Here is an 18240-nt window from a genome sequence, read left to right on the forward strand (position 1 = left end):
CGGGCGGCATACCGCGCCAGGGCTTCGGTGCTCACCGAAGCCCTGGCCACGGCACCACCGCCCCGCTGCCTGCCGGCGGCTGCCGGCGGCTGCCGGGACTGCTCTCGGGTGACTTGACCAAGTCTTGACTTTGGGGCCAAACGGATGAGGGGACGGCGCGGGCCGAACCGCGATACTGAGATCGTGCTGGGGACCGAATTCACGCGCACCCTGCGCGCCGCCCAAGCCGGCGAAGAGGATGCCTTCGCCCGGCTCTGGCGTGATGCCAACCCGGCCATGATCCGCTACCTGCGGGTCGTCGGGCACGACGATCCCTACGACGAGGCCTGCGAGGGCTGGATCACCGTCGTGCGCGGTCTGCCCGGGTTTGTCGGGGACGAGCTCGCGTGGCGCGTGTGGTTGCTCGCCTGCGCCCGCCAGCGCGCCGAGGAGAGCACGCTCCGACGGGCCTGGGGGTCGGTCACCGTGCTGCCGGGGATCCAGGTCGAGGGCGATGGCGAGCTCGACATCGACGAGCTGATCGAGTCCGACGCAGGAGGCGACCCGGTGCACCGCGGGATCAACGACACCCTGACCGCGTTGCGCGCCCTGCCCCTCGGGCAGGGCGAAGTCGTCGTGCTGCACCTGGGGGCGGGCTTGCCGCCCAGTGCGGTGGCCGACGTCGTCGGCGTGGACCAGGCGAACATCGAACGGGCCGAGTCGCGGGCCCTGGAGCGGCTGGCCACCGATGCCGACCTGCTCGCGTGGTCGTTGGCCGCACCTCCCACGCCGGCGGAACTGGCTGACGAACACATCGCGTTGAGTGCCTTCCGCAAGATCCCGTCCTCGGCACGCCGGTCGCCGGGGGTCAAGGTCATCGCCATCGGTCTGGGCTCCGCTGGCGCCGTGACCGCGGCGGCGGCCGGTCGGTCGCGGGCCGCGCTCCTGACCGCGACGGCCCTGTCCGTGTCGGTGATGTCGCTGGGCGGTCTCGGGGCAGCCGCCTACGTCGGGGTGCTGCCCGACCCGGTCCAGCAGGTCCTGCACGACACCGTCGGGGCACCGGCGCCCGAGGCCCCGGGCAAGGGCACGTCACCGGACCCCGGGAGCAACCCGGCGACCCCGCCGAATGCAGGCGTGGGGCCCCATGCCGCGGGCAGCCCCGCCGCAGGCCTGTGCAGGGCGTGGGCCTCCGACAAGGCCAAGGGCACCGCTCGCGACCGGTCGGTCGCCTTCCGCAACCTTGCGGGCACTGCCGGCGGGGCGGACCGGGTGGAGGCGTACTGCGCAGGGGTGCTCGCGGCCAAGCCCACCAAGGGTTCGTCGGCACCGACGGCGCGCGTCATCCCCTCGGCCAAGCCCACGCACCCGACGAAGCCGTCGACCACCAAGGCGCCGAGCACCAAGACGCCGGTTCCGCACTCGCCCGCGACGCATGCCCCCAACCTCACCCCCAACTCGACGAAGTCCGTGGCGCCGCCCGTCCAGGGCAAGTCGGCCAAGGCCGGCACCTCGGCGTCCGCCCCGAGTGACCCGGCCAGGACCGGCGACAGAGAGGCGCCGAACCCGCGGTCGTCCGGCAAGGGCGTCAAGACCGGCGGCTGACGGTCCCCGACCGGCGAACGACCACGACGGGGTGCTCGCGTAGGCTTCCCGCCGTGCTCCTCCCGCTGACCGTCGTCGTGCTCGTGGCGGCGGTGTGCCTGATGGCCGTCGCCGCCTGGTATGCCGCGCGCAGCCGGCTCGTCGACGACCGCCTCCTGCTCGTGGCCGGGGTGACCGAGCTGGGCCTCCTGGTGCAGCTGGTGGTCTGCCTCGTCCATCTCGGGCGGGTACCCGGTGGCGGCGCCGAACAGGCGACGTTCGCGGCCTATGCGATCACGCTTCCCTTCGTGCCGCCGGCGGCACTGTTCCTCGCGCTGAAGGAGAAGACCCGCTGGGCGATGGGGGTCGTCGCCGTCGGGGCGTTCGGCGTCGCGGTCATGACCGCTCGACTCCAACAGATCTGGAACCTCCGTGGCTGAGACCCCGTCCGCCCCTTCGACCCGATCGGGACCCGGCGTGGTCCTCGTCGCGGTCTACGGTCTGCTCGCTCTCGCGGCCACCGGCCGTTCGGTGCTGCAGATCTCCGAGTACTTCTCGAGGGCGCCGCTGGCCTATGTCCTGTCGGCGCTTGCGGCGGTCAACTACGTCGTGGCGACGGTCGCGCTGGCGCGCGGCGACCTCACGTCGCGCCGCGTCGCGCTGGTGGCGATCAGCGTCGAGCTGGCAGGCGTGCTCATCGTGGGTCTGGCGTCCTACCTGGCCACGGACGCCTTCCCCGACAAGACGGTGTGGTCGCACTTCGGGTCCGGCTACGGCTTCGTGCCACTGGTGCTGCCGGTGCTCGGCCTGCTCTGGTTGCGGCGCACCCGTCCCAGCTGAGAGCTGGTCGGTGGCCTTGGCCGACCGCTAGTCCGTGGCTGTGTCCACCGGCTCGTCGACTGGCTCGAGGACGAACACGGGGATCAGCCGGTCGGTCTTGACCTGGTAGTCGGCGTAGGGCGGGAACGCCTCGACGCACCGCGGCCACCACTCCTCGCGCTCGGCGCCCTCGAGCTCGCGGGCCCGGACCGTCCACGTGCGGTCGTCGTCCTGGAGGTCGAGGACCGGGTTCTTGCGGATGTTGGCGTACCACTTGGGGTGCTCCGGCGCGCCACCCTTGCTCGCCACCGCGGCATACACACCGTCGTGCTCGACGCGCATCAACGGCACCTTTCGCACCTTGCCGGAGAGGCCGAGCATGGTCAGCATCACGACCCGTCGACCCTGGATGGCGACCGCACGGGTCGTCCCGGCGGCCTCGATCTGCTCGACCTGCGTCCGGACCCAGCCGGTGGGGCTGGCGACGTACTCACCAACAATGCTCATGGGTCCATCACAACACGAACCGGCACATCTCGGGTGGAGGGGTCGAGCAGGCGGGTCGGCTCGGTGGGAGCTGTCGGGCGCCGAGGATCCGGCGCACAGGCGGCTGTGGACAACTCCGGGAGGCGTCCCACGACCGACCTACCCTCGGACCCATGACCCGGATCGAGGTGAACTCCGACACCATCGTGGCGCTGGGCGCTTCCCTGCGGGAGGTGGCCGACGACCTCCTCTGGCAGGCGGTGCGCAGCTCGGAGCAGACCTGGGCGCTGGGCCCCGGCGACAGCGCCGGAGCCCTCGCTTCGGTGCTGGGTGACTTCGAGCACCAACGTCACGTGATCGGCCGCGCGCTCGAGGACCTCGCGGCCGCGACGGCGCTGGCCGGGCGGCTGTACGCCGACGTCGAGAGCACGAGCGCCGCCGCCTTCGACGGTGGCCCGGGATGACGATCCTGAGGCCGCTGTCGGGTGATCCCGGCACGGTGCGCGCACTCGCCGACCGGCTGGCCGGGCAGGGCGAGCTGCTGCTGGCCCTGGCGAGCACCGTGCGAAGCCTCGGCGACCCGAGCAGGACGACCTGGGAGGGGCCGGGCGGCGCCGCCTTCGGCGCTCGGTCCCGCACCGCGGCCTCGCTCCTGGTCTCGGTGGGGCGTCGCTACGCGGTGTCCGCGGTGGCCCTGCGGCCCCTTGCCGCAGCTCTGGCGGAGGCGCAGCACGACGCCTCCTGGGCGGTGACGACGCACGCGGAGGCCTGGCAGCTCGCGGTCACCCTGGGCAACCGGCGGGTGACGGCGCAGGAGAGCGCGGACCCGACTCAGCGTGCGGTCGCCGCGGACGTGCACCGCAAGGAGCTGGAGCAGCTCGAGCTCGTCCAGATCGCCGAACGCCGCCATGCCGCAGCCTGGCAACGGTTTGCCGAGGCGGACCGCCGGTGCGCCTCGGTTCTGCACCAGCTCGTCCAGGACGGCCTCGACGACTCACGGATGTACGACTCGCTGACGGGGCTCAGTCGTGGGGCCGGCGTGCTCGGGAGCGCGGCAGGGGGCGTGGCGATGGCTCCTACGCCGCCGTCCAAGGCGCTGGGGGTCGTCGCCGGGGCGTGCGACGGACTCCAGCTGACGGCAGACGTGGCGGTCAAGGTCGGCTACGGCGACGGGGACTGGGGCCGCATCGGCGTGGGCGCCGCCCTGTCGGTCACCGGCGCCGCGTCCGGCGTGCTCAAGCGGGGCGCCCTGGCGACGAACCCCGCGGCCCTGGCGAGCCCGACGAGGACGGCGCGACGCTCGCTGCGCTTCGGCACGGCTCAACGCCTCCGGCTCGCGACGGCCGAGGAGCTTCGCCGCGCCGGTCGAGCCGAGTACCAGCCCGACGCCCGCACGTTCCGCACGTTCCGCGCGACCCGGTCGCCGGGCTCGCCGACCGCGACGGCGCACTGGGTGGCCGAGCAGGTCGCGGGACGTGCACGCGTCCTCGTGCGCAACAAGTGGCTCGACGACCTCGCCCTGGTGACCCGCGACCCCGACCGGTCGCGGACGATGTTCGTCACCGGCCTCGCGGCCGAGGCGACCGCGGCGGGTCTGGGGGCCGTCGGCACCGGGCGCGACCTGTACGCCCGACACGACGGGGACCTGGCGATGCGGACCCGCGACGCCACCGATGCGCGCGGCACCACCCCCGATCCCGACCCACGTCCCGGCGCTCGCTGACCCGCCGTTCGTGCGTCCGCCATGAGAGATGGGTATGCCGCCCGCTCACCTCCCCGGCGTAGCCTCGGCCCAGGTCATGAGTGCCAGCGACAAGCCCCGGCTCGCTGGCCGGCAACCCTCCTCCGCGGTGGGGTGCCCCGGGTGAAGACCTGGCGGGCGGCGCAGTCGCCGTCCGCAAGCGCGGGAGACCCACCACGTGTCCCGCACCGTTCCGGCGGTGGCATCAGTGATCACAGGACCTCGGGAGCTCGAACCTCCCCTTCACAGGCACCTCGACCACCCGCTCCGCCGGTGACGGGCCCCCGATCCGTGCCACGCGGCATACGAGAGTGAAGGACACCGAGATGAGCTCCACCAACTGGTCGTTCGAGACCCGGCAGGTCCACGTCGGGCAGGAGCCGGACGCCGCCACCGGCGCTCGCGCCCTGCCGATCTACCAGACGACGTCCTACGTCTTCAAGGACACCGAACACGCGGCAAACCTGTTTGCCCTCAAGGAGTTCGGCAACATCTACACCCGCATCATGAACCCGACCCAGGACGCTGTCGAGCAGCGAGTCGCGTCGCTCGAGGGCGGGGTCGGGGCGCTGCTGGTCGCCTCGGGACAGGCCGCCGAGACCCTGGCCATCCTCAACATCGCCGAGGCGGGGGACCACGTCGTGGCGAGCCCGAGCCTGTACGGCGGCACCTTCAACCTGCTCAAGCACACCCTCCCCAAGTTCGGGATCGAGGTGGGCTTCGTCGAGGACCCCAACGACCTGGAGTCCTGGAGGGCCGCCGTCCGGCCCAACACCAAGCTGTTCTTCGGCGAGACGATCTCCAACCCGAAGTCGGAGGTGCTCGACATCGAGGGCGTCGCGGCCGTCGCCCACGAGGCCGGAGTGCCGCTCGTCGTGGACAACACGATCGCGACGCCCTACCTCATCCGTCCGCTGGAGTGGGGAGCCGACATCGTCGTGCACTCGGCGACCAAGTACCTCGGTGGTCACGGCACGTCGATCGCGGGGGTGATCGTCGACGGGGGCACGTTCGACTTCGGGGCCGACCCCGACAAGTTCCCCAACTACAACACCCCGGAGGAGAGCTACCACGGGCTGGTGTTCGCGCGGGACCTCGGCGTGGGGAGTGCCTTCGGCGCCAACCTCGCGTTCATCCTCAAGGCGCGCGTCCAGCTGCTGCGCGACCTTGGTCCCGCGATCGCACCGTTCAACGCCTTCCTCATCGCCCAGGGCATCGAGACGCTGAGCCTGCGCATCGAGCGGCACCTGGAGAACACGCACAAGGTGGCGGCGTTCCTCCAGCAGCACGAGCAGGTCGAGCAGGTCGTGTGGGCCTCACTGCCGGACCACGAGTCGTACGCGAAGGCAACGAAGTACACGCCGCGGGGTGCTGGGGCGGTGCTGGCGTTCGAGATCGCCGGCGGCGTCGAAGCGGGGCGACGGTTCGTCGAGTCCCTCGTGCTGCACAGCCACGTCGCCAACATCGGTGACGTGCGCTCGCTCGCGATCCACCCGGCGTCCACGACCCACTCCCAGGGCCCGGACGGCGATCGTCTCAAGGCTGGGGTGACGCCCGGGCTGGTGCGCCTCGCCGTGGGCATCGAGCACATCGACGACATCGTTGCCGACCTGGAGCAGGGCTTCATCGCGGCCAAGGGCGTCTGAGCCGACTGCTGACACCTGCGTCCGACCGAACACGTCGAATGCAGGTGTCAGCCGGCGGCCGCGGGGGGATACTGGGGCATGGCTTCGCACCCGGGGCCCGTGACGCTCCACCTGCACGTCCACACGGTCCACCTTCCACACCAGGTCGCACCGCTTCTGCTCGTCGCGGTCGTGACGGTCCTTGCCGTCGTCCTCGTGCTGGTGACCGTCTCAGGCGGTGGGGCAATCCTGGCTCCCGACCAGCTCCCGAACCCGCGCAACCTGACGACACTGGTGCGCTGAGCAGACGCAGGGGTGGCTGGGGCTCACCCGTATGATTTCGCCCGTGTCCTCCGAGCAGCGGTCCCGGTCTCGGCGGCCACGTCGGGCGGGCCCACCTCGGCCCGTGCGCGTACCGCCGCCCGTGCCGGAGCTCAAGTACCCGCCGGACCTGCCGGTCGTCACGCGCAAGGACGACATCGCCGCCGCGATCCGCGACCACCAGGTCGTCATCGTCGCGGGTGAGACGGGCTCGGGCAAGACCACCCAGCTGCCCAAGATCTGCCTCGAGGTGGGGCGCGGGCAGGCCGGACTGATCGGGCACACCCAGCCGCGACGCATCGCAGCCCGCTCGGTCGCCGAGCGGATCGCCGAGGAGCTCGAGGTGGAGCTCGGCGGCGCGATCGGCTACCAGGTGCGATTCACCGACCAGAGCAGCGACTCCACCCTCGTCAAGGTGATGACCGACGGCATCCTCCTCAACGAGATGCAGAGAGACCGGTTGCTGCGCAAGTACGACACGATCATCATCGACGAGGCGCACGAGCGGTCGCTCAACATCGACTTCATCCTCGGCTACCTCAAGCAGCTGCTGCCGCGACGCCCTGACCTCAAGGTCATCATCACGTCGGCGACGATCGACCCCCAGCGGTTCGCGGAGCACTTCCTCTCGGCCCGTGGTGAGCCGGCGCCGATCATCGAGGTGTCCGGTCGCACCTACCCGGTGGAGGTCCGCTACCGCCCGCTCGTCGACCCTGAGCGGCCCGATGCCGAAGAGCGCGACCAGGTCACCGGCGTGTGTGAGGCCGTCGAGGAGCTGTGGACCGAGCGGGCCGCGGACGGCACCGGTCACGACATCCTCGTGTTCCTGTCCGGGGAGCGCGAGATCCGGGACACCGCGGACGCGCTGGAGAGCATGAAGCTGCCTCAGACCGAGGTGCTCCCGCTCTACGCGCGCCTGTCCGCGGCAGAGCAGCACAAGGTCTTCGGACGAGCCGCCGGACGCCGGATCGTGTTGGCCACCAACGTGGCCGAGACCTCGCTCACTGTGCCCGGCATCCGCTACGTCGTCGATGCCGGCACCGCGCGCATCTCGCGGTACTCCCAGCGCACCAAGGTGCAGCGGCTGCCGATCGAGGGGATCTCGCAGGCGAGTGCGAACCAGCGCGCCGGCCGCTGTGGGCGCCTCGCCGACGGCATCTGCATCCGCCTGTACTCCGAGGAGGACTACGAGGCGCGACCGGAGTTCACCGAGCCCGAGATCCAGCGCACCAGCCTCGCGTCCGTCATCCTCCAGATGACCTCGCTGGGCCTCGGCGACATCACCGCCTTCCCCTTTGTGGACGCCCCGGACGCCCGCCAGGTCGCCGACGGCATCCGACTGCTGGAGGAGCTGCAGGCCTTCGACATCGGGCAGGACGGCCCAGACGGGTATGCCGCGCCGTCGCCCTCCACGGGCCCGCCGCGCAAGGGCCGTGGCCGCGGAAGGCGGCTCACGGCATACGGCACGTCGTTGGCGCGGCTGCCCGTGGACCCGCGGCTGGGACGCATGCTGATCGAGGCGGGCGCGCTGGGCTGCACCCGCGAGGTACTGGTCATCGTCGCCGCGCTCTCCATGCAGGACCCGCGCGAGCGACCTGCCGACAAGCAGACCCAGGCCGACCAGTCGCATGCGAGGTTCCGCGACGAGCACTCTGACTTCATGTCGTTGCTGAACCTGTGGGCCTATCTCAAGGAACAGCAGAAGGCGTTGTCGCACAGTGCTTTTCGGCGCATGTGCCGCACGGAGTACCTGCACTACCTGCGGGTGCGGGAATGGCAGGACCTGCACAGCCAGCTGCGCAAGGCGTGCCAGGACGTCGGCATCGACACGAAGGCGGCGACCGCAGCCCCGGGGGAGCCGCCCAACGCCGACCTCATCCACCAGGCGCTGCTGGGCGGACTGCTGTCCCACATCGGGCTGCGCGACGAGGCCAAGCGTGACTACCTGGGGGCTCGCGGGGCACGGTTCGGTATCTCGCCCGGCTCGACGCTCTTCCGCCGTCAGCCGACCTGGGTGATGTCGGCCGAGCTCGTCGAGACGACCCGGCTGTGGGCGCGCAGCAACGCCAGGATCGACCCGATCTGGGCCGAGCGGCTGGCCCACCACCTCGTCAAGCGCACCTACTCCGAGCCGCGTTGGTCTCGCAAGCAGGGCGCTGTGGTGGCGACCGAGAGGGTCACGCTCTACGGCGTCCCCCTCGTGGCCGCCCGCACCGTGCAGTATGCGCGGATCAACCCCGAGGAGTCGCGGGACCTGTTCATCCGGCATGCGCTGGTCGAGGGGGACTGGGACACGCACCACGCGTTCTTCACCGCGAACCAGGCTCTGCTGCAACGACTCTCCGAGCTCGAGGAACGAGCCAGGCGCCGCGACATCGTCGTCGACGAGGAGGACCTCGTGGCGTTCTACGACGCACGGGTACCCGCCGAGGTGGTCTCCCAACGCCATTTCGACCGCTGGTGGAAGGACGCCCGCCGCACGACGCCGCAGCTGCTGACCTTCACCGAAGAGCTCCTCACCCGCGAGAGCGCGGAGGGGGTGTCCGCCCTCGACTACCCGAGGACGTGGACCCAAGGGGGCATCGAGCTGCCGGTCACCTACCAGTTCGAACCGGGTGCGGCGGCGGACGGCGTGACGGTGCACATTCCTGTCCAGGTGCTCAACCAGGTGTCCGACGCGGGCTTCGACTGGCAGGTGCCCGGGCTGCGGGAGGAGCTGGCGACGGCGCTGCTGCGGTCACTGCCGAAGGCCACCCGGGTGCACTTCGTCCCGGCGCCCGACCACGCGGCTGCTGCTCTCGCGCAGGCCCAGCCCGGCGGCGACCGACGGCTGGCTGACGAGCTCGCTCGGGTGCTCCGCGCACGCACCGGGATCCAGGTGCCGCCCGAACAGTTCGCGGCAGACCGAGTCCCCGACCACCTGCGCATCACGTTCGCCGTCGAGGACGGCACTGGACGCGTGCTGGGCAGCGGCAAGGACCTGGGCGCCCTCCAGGAGCAGCTGGCCGGCCAGGTGCAGCGGCGGATGTCGAGTGCGGCCGCAGCCATCGAGCGGAAAGGATTGCGGCAGTGGGACTTCGGTGACCTGCCTGCGACCTTCGAGTCGACGTCCGGTGGCCAGACCGTTCACGGCTTCCCTGCTCTGGTGGACCGCGGCGACCGCGTCGACATCGTCGTGATGCCCGGCGCGAGAGAGGCGGGAGCGGCCACTGCGCTGGGTGTCCGGCGGCTGTTGCTGCTCAACACGACGGCGCCCTGGAAGCGAGTGCTGGCCACCCTCAGCAACGCGCAGAAGCTGGCTCTGGGCGACAACCCGCACGGCTCCGTGCCGGCCCTGCTCGACGACGCCCTGGCCTGCGCCGTCGACGCGATCGTCCTCGAGCGAGATGGCCACGGGGCGGGCGCCGATGGAGTCCGCGACGCCGCCACGTTCGAAGCGGTGCTCGCAGCGGTCCGCACCCACATCGCGACGCGCGTCCTGACGGTGGTCGCGGAGGTGGAGCCGGTCCTCTCCGCGGCGAGGGAGGTGCGGGTGCGCCTCGACGGCCTCACCGCTCCAGCCGCGTCGGCCCTCGTCGCCGATGTCCGAGCCCAGCTCGACAGCCTCGTCTACGGCGGCTTCATCGCCGATACCGGGCTCGCGCGCCTGCCCCACCTGCGGCGCTACCTGCGGGCGATGCTGCAACGGCTGGAGAAGGCCCCGTCCTCGCCTGCCGCGGTGGCGCGCGACGCGGCCAATCAGGAGGTCGTGGACCGGGTCGAGATCGCGTATGCCGACCTGCTCGACTCCCTGCCGCCCGTCGAGCGCCGTTCGGCCCCGGTCCGGGACGTGGGGTGGATGGTCGAGGAGCTGAGGGTGAGCCTGTTCGCAAACGGGCTCGGCACGGCATACCCGGTGTCGGAGAAGCGGATCCGCGCGGCCATCGCCGCCCTGGGGTGACTCGCGGCACTCCTGCTGCACAACCGACGAGGGCCCCGACCACAGGTGGTCGGGGCGTTGACGTTCAGGAAGCCGAAGGTGATCAGCGAGCCGATGATGATCATCACGCCGGCTACCAGGTAGGCGTGGCTGGAGCCGAACGTCTGCGCCTGCAGCGCGATCTGGTGCTGTGCGGCCTGGAGCTGCTCCGGGGACAGAGCGCCAGACGCGGCCTTGGTCTGGAGCGCGGCACCGAGCTCGGCGCCCTTGTCCTTGGCGCCGTTCGCGAAGACCGTGCTGAGGGTCGCCAGGCCCAGGGCCCCACCGACCTGCTGCATGGTGTTCAGCACCGCCGAGGCGACACCGGAGTCCTCGGACGCCACGCCGGCGGTGGCCGTGAGCGTCATCGGCACGAAGGTGAGGCCCATGCCGACCGCGAGGACGGTGATCCAGGGCAGGAGGCCCGTGGCGTAGGAGCTGTCGACGTCGAGCTGGGCGAAGCCGAACATGCCCGTCGCGGCGAGCAGGGTGCCCACCCCGGCGATCCATCGGGGGTCCACGCGGGTCATCAGGGTGGAGGCGGTCTGCGCCGCCACGACGATGCCGAACGAGAACGGCAGGAACGCGAAACCGGACTTCAGCGGCGAGTAGCCCAGCACCTGCTGGATGTAGAGGCCGAGGAAGTAGAACATCGCGAACATCGCGGCACCGACGATCAGCATCACGGCGAAGGACGTGCCGCGGGTGCGGTCGGCCAGGATGCGGATCGGCATGAGCGCGTGGGAGGAACGCATCTCCACGACGACGAACGCGACGAGCATCGCGACACCGGCGATGAGCGTGGTGAGGGTGGTCGCCGAGGTCCAGGAGTCGCTGGCGGCGTTGGTGAGGCCATAGACCAGGGACACGAGCCCACCGGTGCCCAGGATCGCCCCGGGGACGTCGATCCGGCCCTTGCCGGGCTCCGACTCGGAGAGGAAGCGCGGCGCCATGAAGGCCACGAGGAGGCCGATCGGCACGTTGATGAACATCGTCCAGCGCCAGTCGATCTCGGTGAGCGCGCCACCGAGGATGAGGCCCACGGCCGCACCGGCGCCGGACATCGCGGCATACACGCCCATGGCGCGGTTGCGGGCCGGCCCGGCCGGGAACGTCGTGGTGATCAGGGCGAGGGCGGTGGGGGAGGCCAGCGCGGCACCGATGCCCTGCAGCGCGCGGGCGCCGAGCAGCATGCCCTCGGTCTGGGCGAGGCCGCCGAGGAGCGAGGCCCCGGCGAAGACGAGCACACCGGTCATGAAGACCTTGCGGCGGCCGAACAGGTCACCGAGGCGCCCCCCGAGGAGCAGCAGCCCACCGAAGGCGAGCGTGTAGGCCGTGACGACCCACGAGAGGTTCTCCTGGGTGAAGCCGAGGTCGGCCATGATGTGCGGCATCGCGATGTTCACGATCGTGCCGTCGAGCACGACCATGAGCTGCGCGGCCGTGATGACGGTCAGGGCGATGCCGAGGTGCCGGCCCTTGCCGCTGGGCGCGGCGTCGGGTTCCGGAGTCGAGACGGACTCGACGACAGCAGTCGAAGACATGGATGTTCCTTGGTGTGTGGGTGGTGCGTGGCTGGTGGTGTGGTGAGGCGTGGTGGGTCAGTCGCGCTGCAACGTCGCGGCGCAGGCGGGGAGGACGACGCTGTCCACCAAGGCGATGAGGCGCTCCTGCGACGGGTGGGAGCCCGACAGCATGGCCTCGTGGATGGTGATCGCCGGCAGCAGTCGCGCCAGCAGTTCCAGATCGGCGTCCTTGCCGATCTCCCCGCGCTGCTGAGCGGCGCGGAACGTCTTGAGGGTGACCGCCATCTTGGGAGCCATCAGGCGGGTCATGATGGCGTCGCGCAGCTCGGGGTCGCGGTGCAGGGACCCGAGCAGTGCGGCGAAGACCTGCAGAGGGAGGTCCTCACCGAGGCCGCCCTTGGCACAGGCCTGGGCGATGAGGTCGCCACGCAGGGAGCCGGTGTCGGGGTAGCGGTCGGCCTCGACGCCGACCATCAGCTGGAGCGCGTCGATCACGAGGTCGACCTTCGACGGCCAGCGGCGGTAGAGAGTGGCCTTCGAGGCCTTGGCCGCACTGGCCACCGCGTCGAAGTTGAGGCGGTCGTACCCCACGTCGGCCAGGGTCACGAGCGCGGCCTCGAGGATCTCCCGTTCGCGGTCGCCCTCGACCCGGGGGCGGGAGCGCGCCTGCTCGGGCGCCTCCGCAGTTCCCCTGGTCGTGGTGGCGGTGCTGGTGGGGGTCACGGGGTTCCTTGCGTCGTGGATAGAACGAAACTGTTTCGTTTCATCAAACTCTAGGCTCGGGCGACCCATTCCACAAACCCGGCAAGTGTGACGGGCGTCACATCGAGGCGGTGACGCAGCTCGCGCCGGTGGTGGAGGCGGGGCGCGGAATCCCCTGCCATGCTGGAGCGTTGGCACTGTGGACCGGGACGCGCGCCAGCATCCCGGGCGAGAACCACCATCCCCACGAGCCCAGGCGACACCTGGGACCGACCGCTGGAGTAGCCGTGTTGAACCCATCCGAGCTCTACCACTTCGAGACCGACACCGACCCGCAGGAGCTGCGTGCGTCGGTCATGGTCGTCGCGCTCGGCGGCTTCATGGACGCGGGCCACACGCAGCGGATCCTCACCGAGCACCTCCTCGGCTCCGGCGAGTCCACCGTCGTCGTGTCCTTCGACACCGACCAGATGGTCGACTACCGCAGTCGTCGGCCCGCCATGGTCTTCGACTCCAACCGCTGGATGAGCTACGACGACCCGTGCCTGGCGCTGCACCGCCTCGTCGACCGGGACGGCACGCCCTTCCTCCTGCTGACCGGACCCGAGCCGGACTTCCAGTGGGAGCGGATGACCGAGGCGGTCCGACAGCTCGTGGTGCTGCTCGGCGTCAACCTCGTCGTCAGTGCCCACGGCATCCCGATGGCGGTCCCGCACACCCGCCCGATCGGCCTCACGTCCCACGCGACCGACCCGCGGCTGATTCCCTTGCAGGACAACCCGTTCGGTCGCGTCGAGGTGCCGGCGAGCCTGTCCTCCCTGCTCGAGCTCAGGCTGGGGGAGTCGGGCCACGACGCCCTCGGGTTCGCGGTGCACGTCCCGCACTACCTCGCCCAGGCAGAGTTCGCCGACGGAGCGGTGACCGCGCTCAACGCGATCACCGCCGCGACCGGGCTCAACCTGCCCATCGACGACCTCATCGCGCAGGCCGGCCTCAACCGGGCCGAGATCGCCCGCGAGATCGAGGGGTCCGACGAGGTGTCGCAGGTGATCGCCGCCCTGGAGCGCCAGTACGACACCTTCAGCGAGGGTCGCCAGAAGCCGAGCCTGCTGGCCACGGACGTGAGCGAGCTGCCGTCAGCGGACGAGATCGGCGCCGAGTTCGAGCAGTTCCTGCGGGACGTCGCCGATGACGAGGCCTCCGGCGAGGGCAACCCGAGCTGACCGGTCGCCGCCTGACCGGTCGCCGCGCTCAGACCTTCGCGTGCTTGGCGCGCGAGAAGCTGTAGAGCCCGAACGCCGCGAACCCGACCGCCATCACGACGAGCAGGGCAGGACCGAAGGGTTCGTCGCGCAGCGACTTGAGCGCGCCGTCGAGGCCGGTGGCTTCCTTCGCCTGCTCGTGCACGCCCGCAGCGGCGAAGAGGAACCCGACGATGACGAGGGCAACGCCCTTGGCGATGTAGCCGATCCGCCCGGCACGCGTAGCCCACGTGCCGGGGTGGTCCTGGAGGTCCTGGAGGAACTTCTTCGTCCACCCCTTGTGGACGTGGTAGATGCCGACGGCGATGATCGCGAGCCCGATCGCGACCACGAGCGCGCGTCCACCGGGCTTGTCGAGCAGCTTGGCGGTGAAGTCCACGCTCTGGCTCCGGCTGTCGCTGGTCCTGCCCCGGGCGAACTGGAAGGCCGACCAGGCGAGAGCGAGGTAGACGACCGCCTTGCCCGCGGCCTTGGCGCGTCCACCCCACGCGTCCTTGTCGCCGCCGGGATGCCCCACGACGGCATCGGCGAGCTGCCAGACGGCCAGGCCGAGGAAGCCGACCACGCCCACCCACAGCGCCGCCTTCCCTGCGCCGTTGCCGGCGAGGGACGCGAGCGCTCCGCTCTGGTCTGCGTTCTTGCCGCCGTTGCCGCCGAAGGCCACCTGGAGGGTGATCCAGCCGATCAGCAGGTGCAGCAGCCCACTCGTGGCGTAACCCACGCGTGCGGCGGCCTCGAGGGCGGGGTGGTCGGAGGCCCTGGAGGCGGCCTGCTTGACGTCCTGGTGGTCCATGGCACCACCTAACCACGCATCACCGCAGGTCAGGGAGTAAGGGCCGGTACTCCCTGGCTCAATCCTTGGCCTCGGACCAGCGCCGGATGACCGACACGTCGGCGACGAACCGCACCTGCGTCGACCCCGTCCAGCGTCGGGCGCTGTCGGTCAGGGCGCGCTCGAGCCTGGCGCGGGTCTCAGCGGCGCTCTCCTCGGGGACGTGGACGAGCAGCTCGTCGTGCAGGCACAGCACGATCTGGGCGCCGAGGTCGCGCGTCGTGACCCTGACGGTGGCGGCCCAGGCCTTGAACAGCTCGGCCGCGCTGCCCTGGATCACGGCGTTGCGGGCGAACCGTCCACGCGCGGCGTCGTAGGCCGCGGTGCCCTCGGCAGGCACGTCGGCCAGGACCGCGTCGAGCCGGATCAGCCGACCGCCGAAGGTGCGCAGCGGCTCGCGCCGCAACCCCGCGGCATACGCGGCATCGAGGTAGCCCATGGCGATCGGGTAGGTGCGCTCGAGGTCCTTGAGGGCCTCGCCGGCGGCGCCGCTGCGCTGGCCGTACATCGCGGCGAGCACCGCGATCTTGGCCACCGGACGCTCGACCCCGAGGGCGGCTGCCACGGGCGCGTACAGGTCGTCGGCCCGGGTCGCTGCCGCAAAGGCCTCGTCGCCGGAGACCGCGGCCAGGACGCGCGGTTCGATCTGTCCGAGGTCGGCGCGGACGAACACGTGACCGGGATGGGCGGCCACGGCTGGGCGCAGCGAGGTCGGCAGGTTGTGGAGGCCGTTCTGTGCGGTCATCCGCCCAGCGGCTCCGTCGCAGGCGGTCCACCCGCCACGGAGCCTGTCGTCCGGGCCCACGTGGGCGTCGAGCCAGGGGTAGCCGTAGGTGGTCGCGATGCGTTCGGCCTTGCGCCACTCCAGGAGGGCTCCGACGACCGCGTGGGTCTCGCGGAACGGCTCGAGGACCCACTTGCGCGTGTTGGGCACGACTACCCCGACGGAGGCGAGGAGCTCCTTGACCTGCAAGGGGTTTCGCAGATCCGTGTACTCGCGACCAGGCGTGTGCGACAGCACCTGCAGGTCGCGTTCGGCGCGGATCCGTCGCGCGTCCGCGTCGCTCTCCGGGCGGGCGCCGGCGGCCTCCGCGATCATCCTCTCGGCGGTCGCCCGGTCGACGGGCAGCCCGTCACGGGCGAGCTCGACACACAGGAACGCTGCCGCGGACTCGGAGTGGGCGGCCGCCACCGATCGTGGGCCCACGTCCGCCAGGGCCGCCGCCTGAGCACCTGCGCAAGCGAGGGCAGCGCGCCCCCAGGCCACCACCACGTCGTCGTCGGGCGCCCMCGTGGCCGCGCCCGCGTCGGGGTCGAGGTAGCCGTCCGGCCGCACCACCGACAAGCTTGCGCCGACGTCCGTGCCCGGTGCGCCGGCCGGCGCGGACGACGAGGGTCCAGTGCTGTGGAAGTCGAAGAGGTCACCGCGCGCCGCTGCCGGCAGGCCCGCACGATCGAGTCGGTATGCCGCGGCCCACGCCACCTGGGGCGTCGCCTCCCACCCGCCCGCGAGCAGGCGGTGGGCCTCGGCCACGTCCCAGCAGCGGTTCACCGGCACCCCGGCCGCGACGAGGGCTGAGGCATCGCCGCCGGCTGACCACCAGACCCACCGCACGTCCTCAGCCGCCTCCAGCTCGCAGGCCCGGGTGACGAGCTGGTCTGCCCGGCCCACCAGCTGGACGTGGTCACCCACGATCGCGGCGCGACCGTCCGCTGTGGCGACGAAGGCGACGTGGGCAGCAGGCATGGCGGGCACATCCTCGCACCCGGGACCGACGATCCCGTCGGTCCCGGCTGCTTCACCCGACAAAGGTCCGCTTCCCCGCGAAACCGTTCCGGGGTGAAGCCCACCTTTATCGGGTCACCCGATAATGGTGGGGCCGGGCGGGTGTGGGGCAGGGGGTGGGGTCAGGGGTGGGTCAGGCGTGGGTCTTGAGGGCGACCTGGCGCTTGATCCGGCTCAGCATCCCGACCATGCCCCGCAGCCGCAGCGGTGAGACCGCCTCGCCGAGCGAGAACCGGTAGGGCGCGTCCTCCGGCACCGCCAGCACCTCGGCAGCGGTCAGGCCGTCGAGCCCTTCGCTGAGGATCCCCGCGAACCCGCGCGTGGTCGGTGCCTCGGCCGGCGCCGAGAAGAACAGGTGCACCGCGCGCTCGCCGGGCTGATCGAGCGGCTCTTCGGCGACCTCGACCGCCAGGAAGATCGGGGACTGGCACTCGTGGACCTGCTCCATCTCACCCAGCCGACCGGCATACCTCTCGGGGAGGTCGGGCAGGCCCTCACTGAACTCCAGCAGGAGCTCGAGGCGTTGCGGCGCAAGCAGCTCCGCGAAGTCGTCGGCGATCTCCTGCATCGCGGCAGGCAAGGGCGCCGGCTGGGTGGACGCTGTGCCACTCACGGCACTGGTCACTGCGACGCACCCTGTTCGACCGGCACTCGGACGGAGTTGCCCCACTCGGTCCACGAGCCGTCGTAGTTGCGGACGGCGTCGAAACCCAGCAGGTGGGTGAGGACGAACCACGTGTGCGACGACCGCTCGCCGATGCGGCAGTAGGCGATCGTGGCATCGCTGGGCGACAGTCCCTGTTCCTGGAGGTAGATCGCCTCGAGGTCCTCGCGCGACTTGAAGGTGCCGTCCTCGTTGGCCGCTCGCGCCCACGGCACCGACTTGGCGCCGGGGATGTGTCCTCCGCGCATGGCGCCCTCCTGGGGGTAGTCCGGCATGTGCAGCAGCTCGCCGCTGAACTCGCCGGGGGAGCGCACGTCGACCAGCGGCCCACCGAGGTGGGCGAGCACGTCCTCCTTGAACGCGCGGATCGGCGCGTCGTCGCGCTCCACCACTGGGTATGCCGCGTCGCCGGCGAGGCTGCCCACGGCCGGGACCTCGCGGGTCAGCTCGCGACCCTCGGCCACCCACTTGGCGCGGCCGCCGTCGAGCAGCCGCACGTCCTCGTGTCCGAACAGGCTCATCACCCACAGCGCGTAGGCGGCCCACCAGTTGTTCTTGTCGCCGTAGATCACGACCGTGGTGTCTCGGCCGACACCGCGGGCCGACATGACCGCAGCGAACTGCTCGGCATCGACGTAGTCGCGCACCACCGGGTCGTTGAGGTCCTGGTGCCAGTCCAGCTTGAGCGAGCCCGGGATGTGGCCCGTGTCGTAGAGCAGCACGTCCTCGTCGGACTCCAGGACGACGATGCCGTCGGGCCCGCCGACGGCGCCGGCCTCGATCTGGTCGGCCAGCCACTGCGTGCTGACGAGCCTTTCGGGGTGGGCGTACTGGGTGAAGGTGGCGGAGGGGGAGTCAGCGGTGTCGACCATGTCCCAAGGCTAATCCCGCTGGTCACGGGGCCACATGGCAGGATGGCGGCGACCGACCGAAACCAAACCCGGAGGGGTGCTGA

15 protein-coding genes, 1 pseudogene and 1 riboswitch are annotated in these 18240 nt (G+C 71.3%); of the genes and pseudogenes, 9 read left to right on the top strand and 7 right to left on the bottom strand.

The annotated features are described in order from the left end of the window. The first annotated feature begins 183 nt into the window (after nucleotides 1-183). From AC1DS4_RS18200 to AC1DS4_RS18210, 3 genes are read left to right on the top strand one after another with little or no spacing between them, the layout of a single operon-like run. Nucleotides 184-1584: an RNA polymerase sigma factor gene (locus AC1DS4_RS18200; RefSeq protein WP_477633337.1), complete on the top strand. Its 1401-nt coding sequence runs from the start codon at nucleotides 184-186 to the stop codon at nucleotides 1582-1584. A gap of 53 nt (nucleotides 1585-1637) precedes the next feature. Further along, nucleotides 1638-2003, top strand: a complete 366-nt coding sequence (locus AC1DS4_RS18205) for a hypothetical protein (protein WP_477633338.1) — start codon at nucleotides 1638-1640, stop codon at nucleotides 2001-2003. Then, a complete protein-coding gene (locus AC1DS4_RS18210; protein WP_477633339.1) occupies nucleotides 1996-2403 on the top strand; it encodes a hypothetical protein in 408 nt (135 codons plus the stop codon). The genes AC1DS4_RS18205 and AC1DS4_RS18210 overlap by 8 nt, the downstream gene beginning before the upstream one ends. Nucleotides 2404-2430: 27 nt before the next feature. On the opposite strand, the gene AC1DS4_RS18215 is transcribed toward AC1DS4_RS18210, so the two are convergent. Next, entirely contained in the window at nucleotides 2431-2889 is a 459-nt protein-coding gene (locus tag AC1DS4_RS18215) for a nitroreductase family deazaflavin-dependent oxidoreductase (protein ID WP_477633340.1), read from the bottom strand. A 152-nt stretch (nucleotides 2890-3041) separates the two neighbouring features. Here AC1DS4_RS18215 and AC1DS4_RS18220 point away from each other — a divergent pair, with 152 nt between their 5' ends. From AC1DS4_RS18220 to hrpA, 5 genes are all read left to right on the top strand, one after another. Then, complete coding sequence (locus AC1DS4_RS18220; protein WP_477633341.1) at nucleotides 3042-3332, top strand: hypothetical protein; 291 nt, start codon at nucleotides 3042-3044, stop codon at nucleotides 3330-3332. Next, complete coding sequence (locus AC1DS4_RS18225) at nucleotides 3329-4591, top strand: hypothetical protein (RefSeq protein WP_477633342.1); 1263 nt, start codon at nucleotides 3329-3331, stop codon at nucleotides 4589-4591. Before AC1DS4_RS18220 ends, AC1DS4_RS18225 begins: the two co-directional genes overlap by 4 nt. 72 nt (nucleotides 4592-4663) lie before the next feature. Beyond that, a riboswitch (SAM riboswitch) is annotated at nucleotides 4664-4778 on the top strand. Nucleotides 4779-4935: 157 nt separating this feature from the next. Continuing rightward, the gene (locus AC1DS4_RS18230; RefSeq protein ID WP_477633343.1) at nucleotides 4936-6255 is read left to right on the top strand and encodes a bifunctional o-acetylhomoserine/o-acetylserine sulfhydrylase; all 1320 of its coding nucleotides are present in this window, start codon (nucleotides 4936-4938) and stop codon (nucleotides 6253-6255) included. Nucleotides 6256-6333: 78 nt separating this feature from the next. Next, entirely contained in the window at nucleotides 6334-6537 is a 204-nt protein-coding gene (locus AC1DS4_RS18235; RefSeq protein WP_477633344.1) for a hypothetical protein, read from the top strand. A 31-nt stretch (nucleotides 6538-6568) separates the two neighbouring features. Further along, complete coding sequence (hrpA, locus tag AC1DS4_RS18240) at nucleotides 6569-10495, top strand: ATP-dependent RNA helicase HrpA (RefSeq protein ID WP_477633345.1); 3927 nt, start codon at nucleotides 6569-6571, stop codon at nucleotides 10493-10495. Between the two features lie 179 nt (nucleotides 10496-10674). Here hrpA and AC1DS4_RS18245 read toward each other — a convergent pair. Then, nucleotides 10675-12057, bottom strand: a pseudogene (locus tag AC1DS4_RS18245) (DHA2 family efflux MFS transporter permease subunit); the annotation flags it as partial. 57 nt (nucleotides 12058-12114) lie between these two features. Next, the gene (locus AC1DS4_RS18250) at nucleotides 12115-12762 is read right to left on the bottom strand and encodes a TetR-like C-terminal domain-containing protein (protein WP_477623550.1); all 648 of its coding nucleotides are present in this window, start codon (nucleotides 12760-12762) and stop codon (nucleotides 12115-12117) included. A 266-nt stretch (nucleotides 12763-13028) separates the two neighbouring features. On the opposite strand from AC1DS4_RS18250, the gene AC1DS4_RS18255 reads away from it, so the two are divergent. Beyond that, nucleotides 13029-13964: a PAC2 family protein gene (locus AC1DS4_RS18255; protein WP_477623551.1), complete on the top strand. Its 936-nt coding sequence runs from the start codon at nucleotides 13029-13031 to the stop codon at nucleotides 13962-13964. 28 nt (nucleotides 13965-13992) lie between these two features. Here AC1DS4_RS18255 and AC1DS4_RS18260 read toward each other — a convergent pair whose 3' ends face one another. The 4 genes from AC1DS4_RS18260 to AC1DS4_RS18275 form a co-directional block, all read right to left on the bottom strand. Further along, complete coding sequence (locus tag AC1DS4_RS18260) at nucleotides 13993-14796, bottom strand: DUF1206 domain-containing protein (RefSeq protein WP_477623552.1); 804 nt, start codon at nucleotides 14794-14796, stop codon at nucleotides 13993-13995. A 58-nt stretch (nucleotides 14797-14854) separates the two neighbouring features. After that, entirely contained in the window at nucleotides 14855-16582 is a 1728-nt protein-coding gene (locus tag AC1DS4_RS18265) for a DNA polymerase (protein ID WP_477646095.1), read from the bottom strand. A 172-nt stretch (nucleotides 16583-16754) separates the two neighbouring features. Further along, a complete protein-coding gene (locus AC1DS4_RS18270; RefSeq protein WP_477613439.1) occupies nucleotides 16755-17189 on the bottom strand; it encodes a SufE family protein in 435 nt (144 codons plus the stop codon). Nucleotides 17190-17242: 53 nt separating this feature from the next. Further along, nucleotides 17243-18157, bottom strand: a complete 915-nt coding sequence (locus AC1DS4_RS18275) for a sulfurtransferase (RefSeq protein WP_477613332.1) — start codon at nucleotides 18155-18157, stop codon at nucleotides 17243-17245. Nucleotides 18158-18240 lie beyond the last annotated feature (83 nt).

It is taken from the genome of Pedococcus sp. P3_C7 (assembly GCF_056402615.1).

What these genes read in the sequence shown, in the direction of transcription:
- AC1DS4_RS18230 (WP_477633343.1), top strand. Translation starts at nt 4,936, where the DNA reads ATGAGCTCCACCAACTGGTCGTTCGAGACCCGGCAGGTCCACGTCGGG.
- AC1DS4_RS18220 (WP_477633341.1), top strand. Translation starts at nt 3,042, where the DNA reads ATGACCCGGATCGAGGTGAACTCCGACACCATCGTGGCGCTGGGCGCT.
- AC1DS4_RS18270 (WP_477613439.1), bottom strand. Translation starts at nt 17,189, where the DNA reads ATGCAGGAGATCGCCGACGACTTCGCGGAGCTGCTTGCGCCGCAACGC.
- AC1DS4_RS18225 (WP_477633342.1), top strand. Translation starts at nt 3,329, where the DNA reads ATGACGATCCTGAGGCCGCTGTCGGGTGATCCCGGCACGGTGCGCGCA.
- AC1DS4_RS18275 (WP_477613332.1), bottom strand. Translation starts at nt 18,157, where the DNA reads ATGGTCGACACCGCTGACTCCCCCTCCGCCACCTTCACCCAGTACGCC.
- AC1DS4_RS18235 (WP_477633344.1), top strand. Translation starts at nt 6,334, where the DNA reads ATGGCTTCGCACCCGGGGCCCGTGACGCTCCACCTGCACGTCCACACG.
- hrpA (WP_477633345.1), top strand. Translation starts at nt 6,569, where the DNA reads ATGATTTCGCCCGTGTCCTCCGAGCAGCGGTCCCGGTCTCGGCGGCCA.
- AC1DS4_RS18260 (WP_477623552.1), bottom strand. Translation starts at nt 14,796, where the DNA reads ATGGACCACCAGGACGTCAAGCAGGCCGCCTCCAGGGCCTCCGACCAC.
- AC1DS4_RS18215 (WP_477633340.1), bottom strand. Translation starts at nt 2,889, where the DNA reads ATGAGCATTGTTGGTGAGTACGTCGCCAGCCCCACCGGCTGGGTCCGG.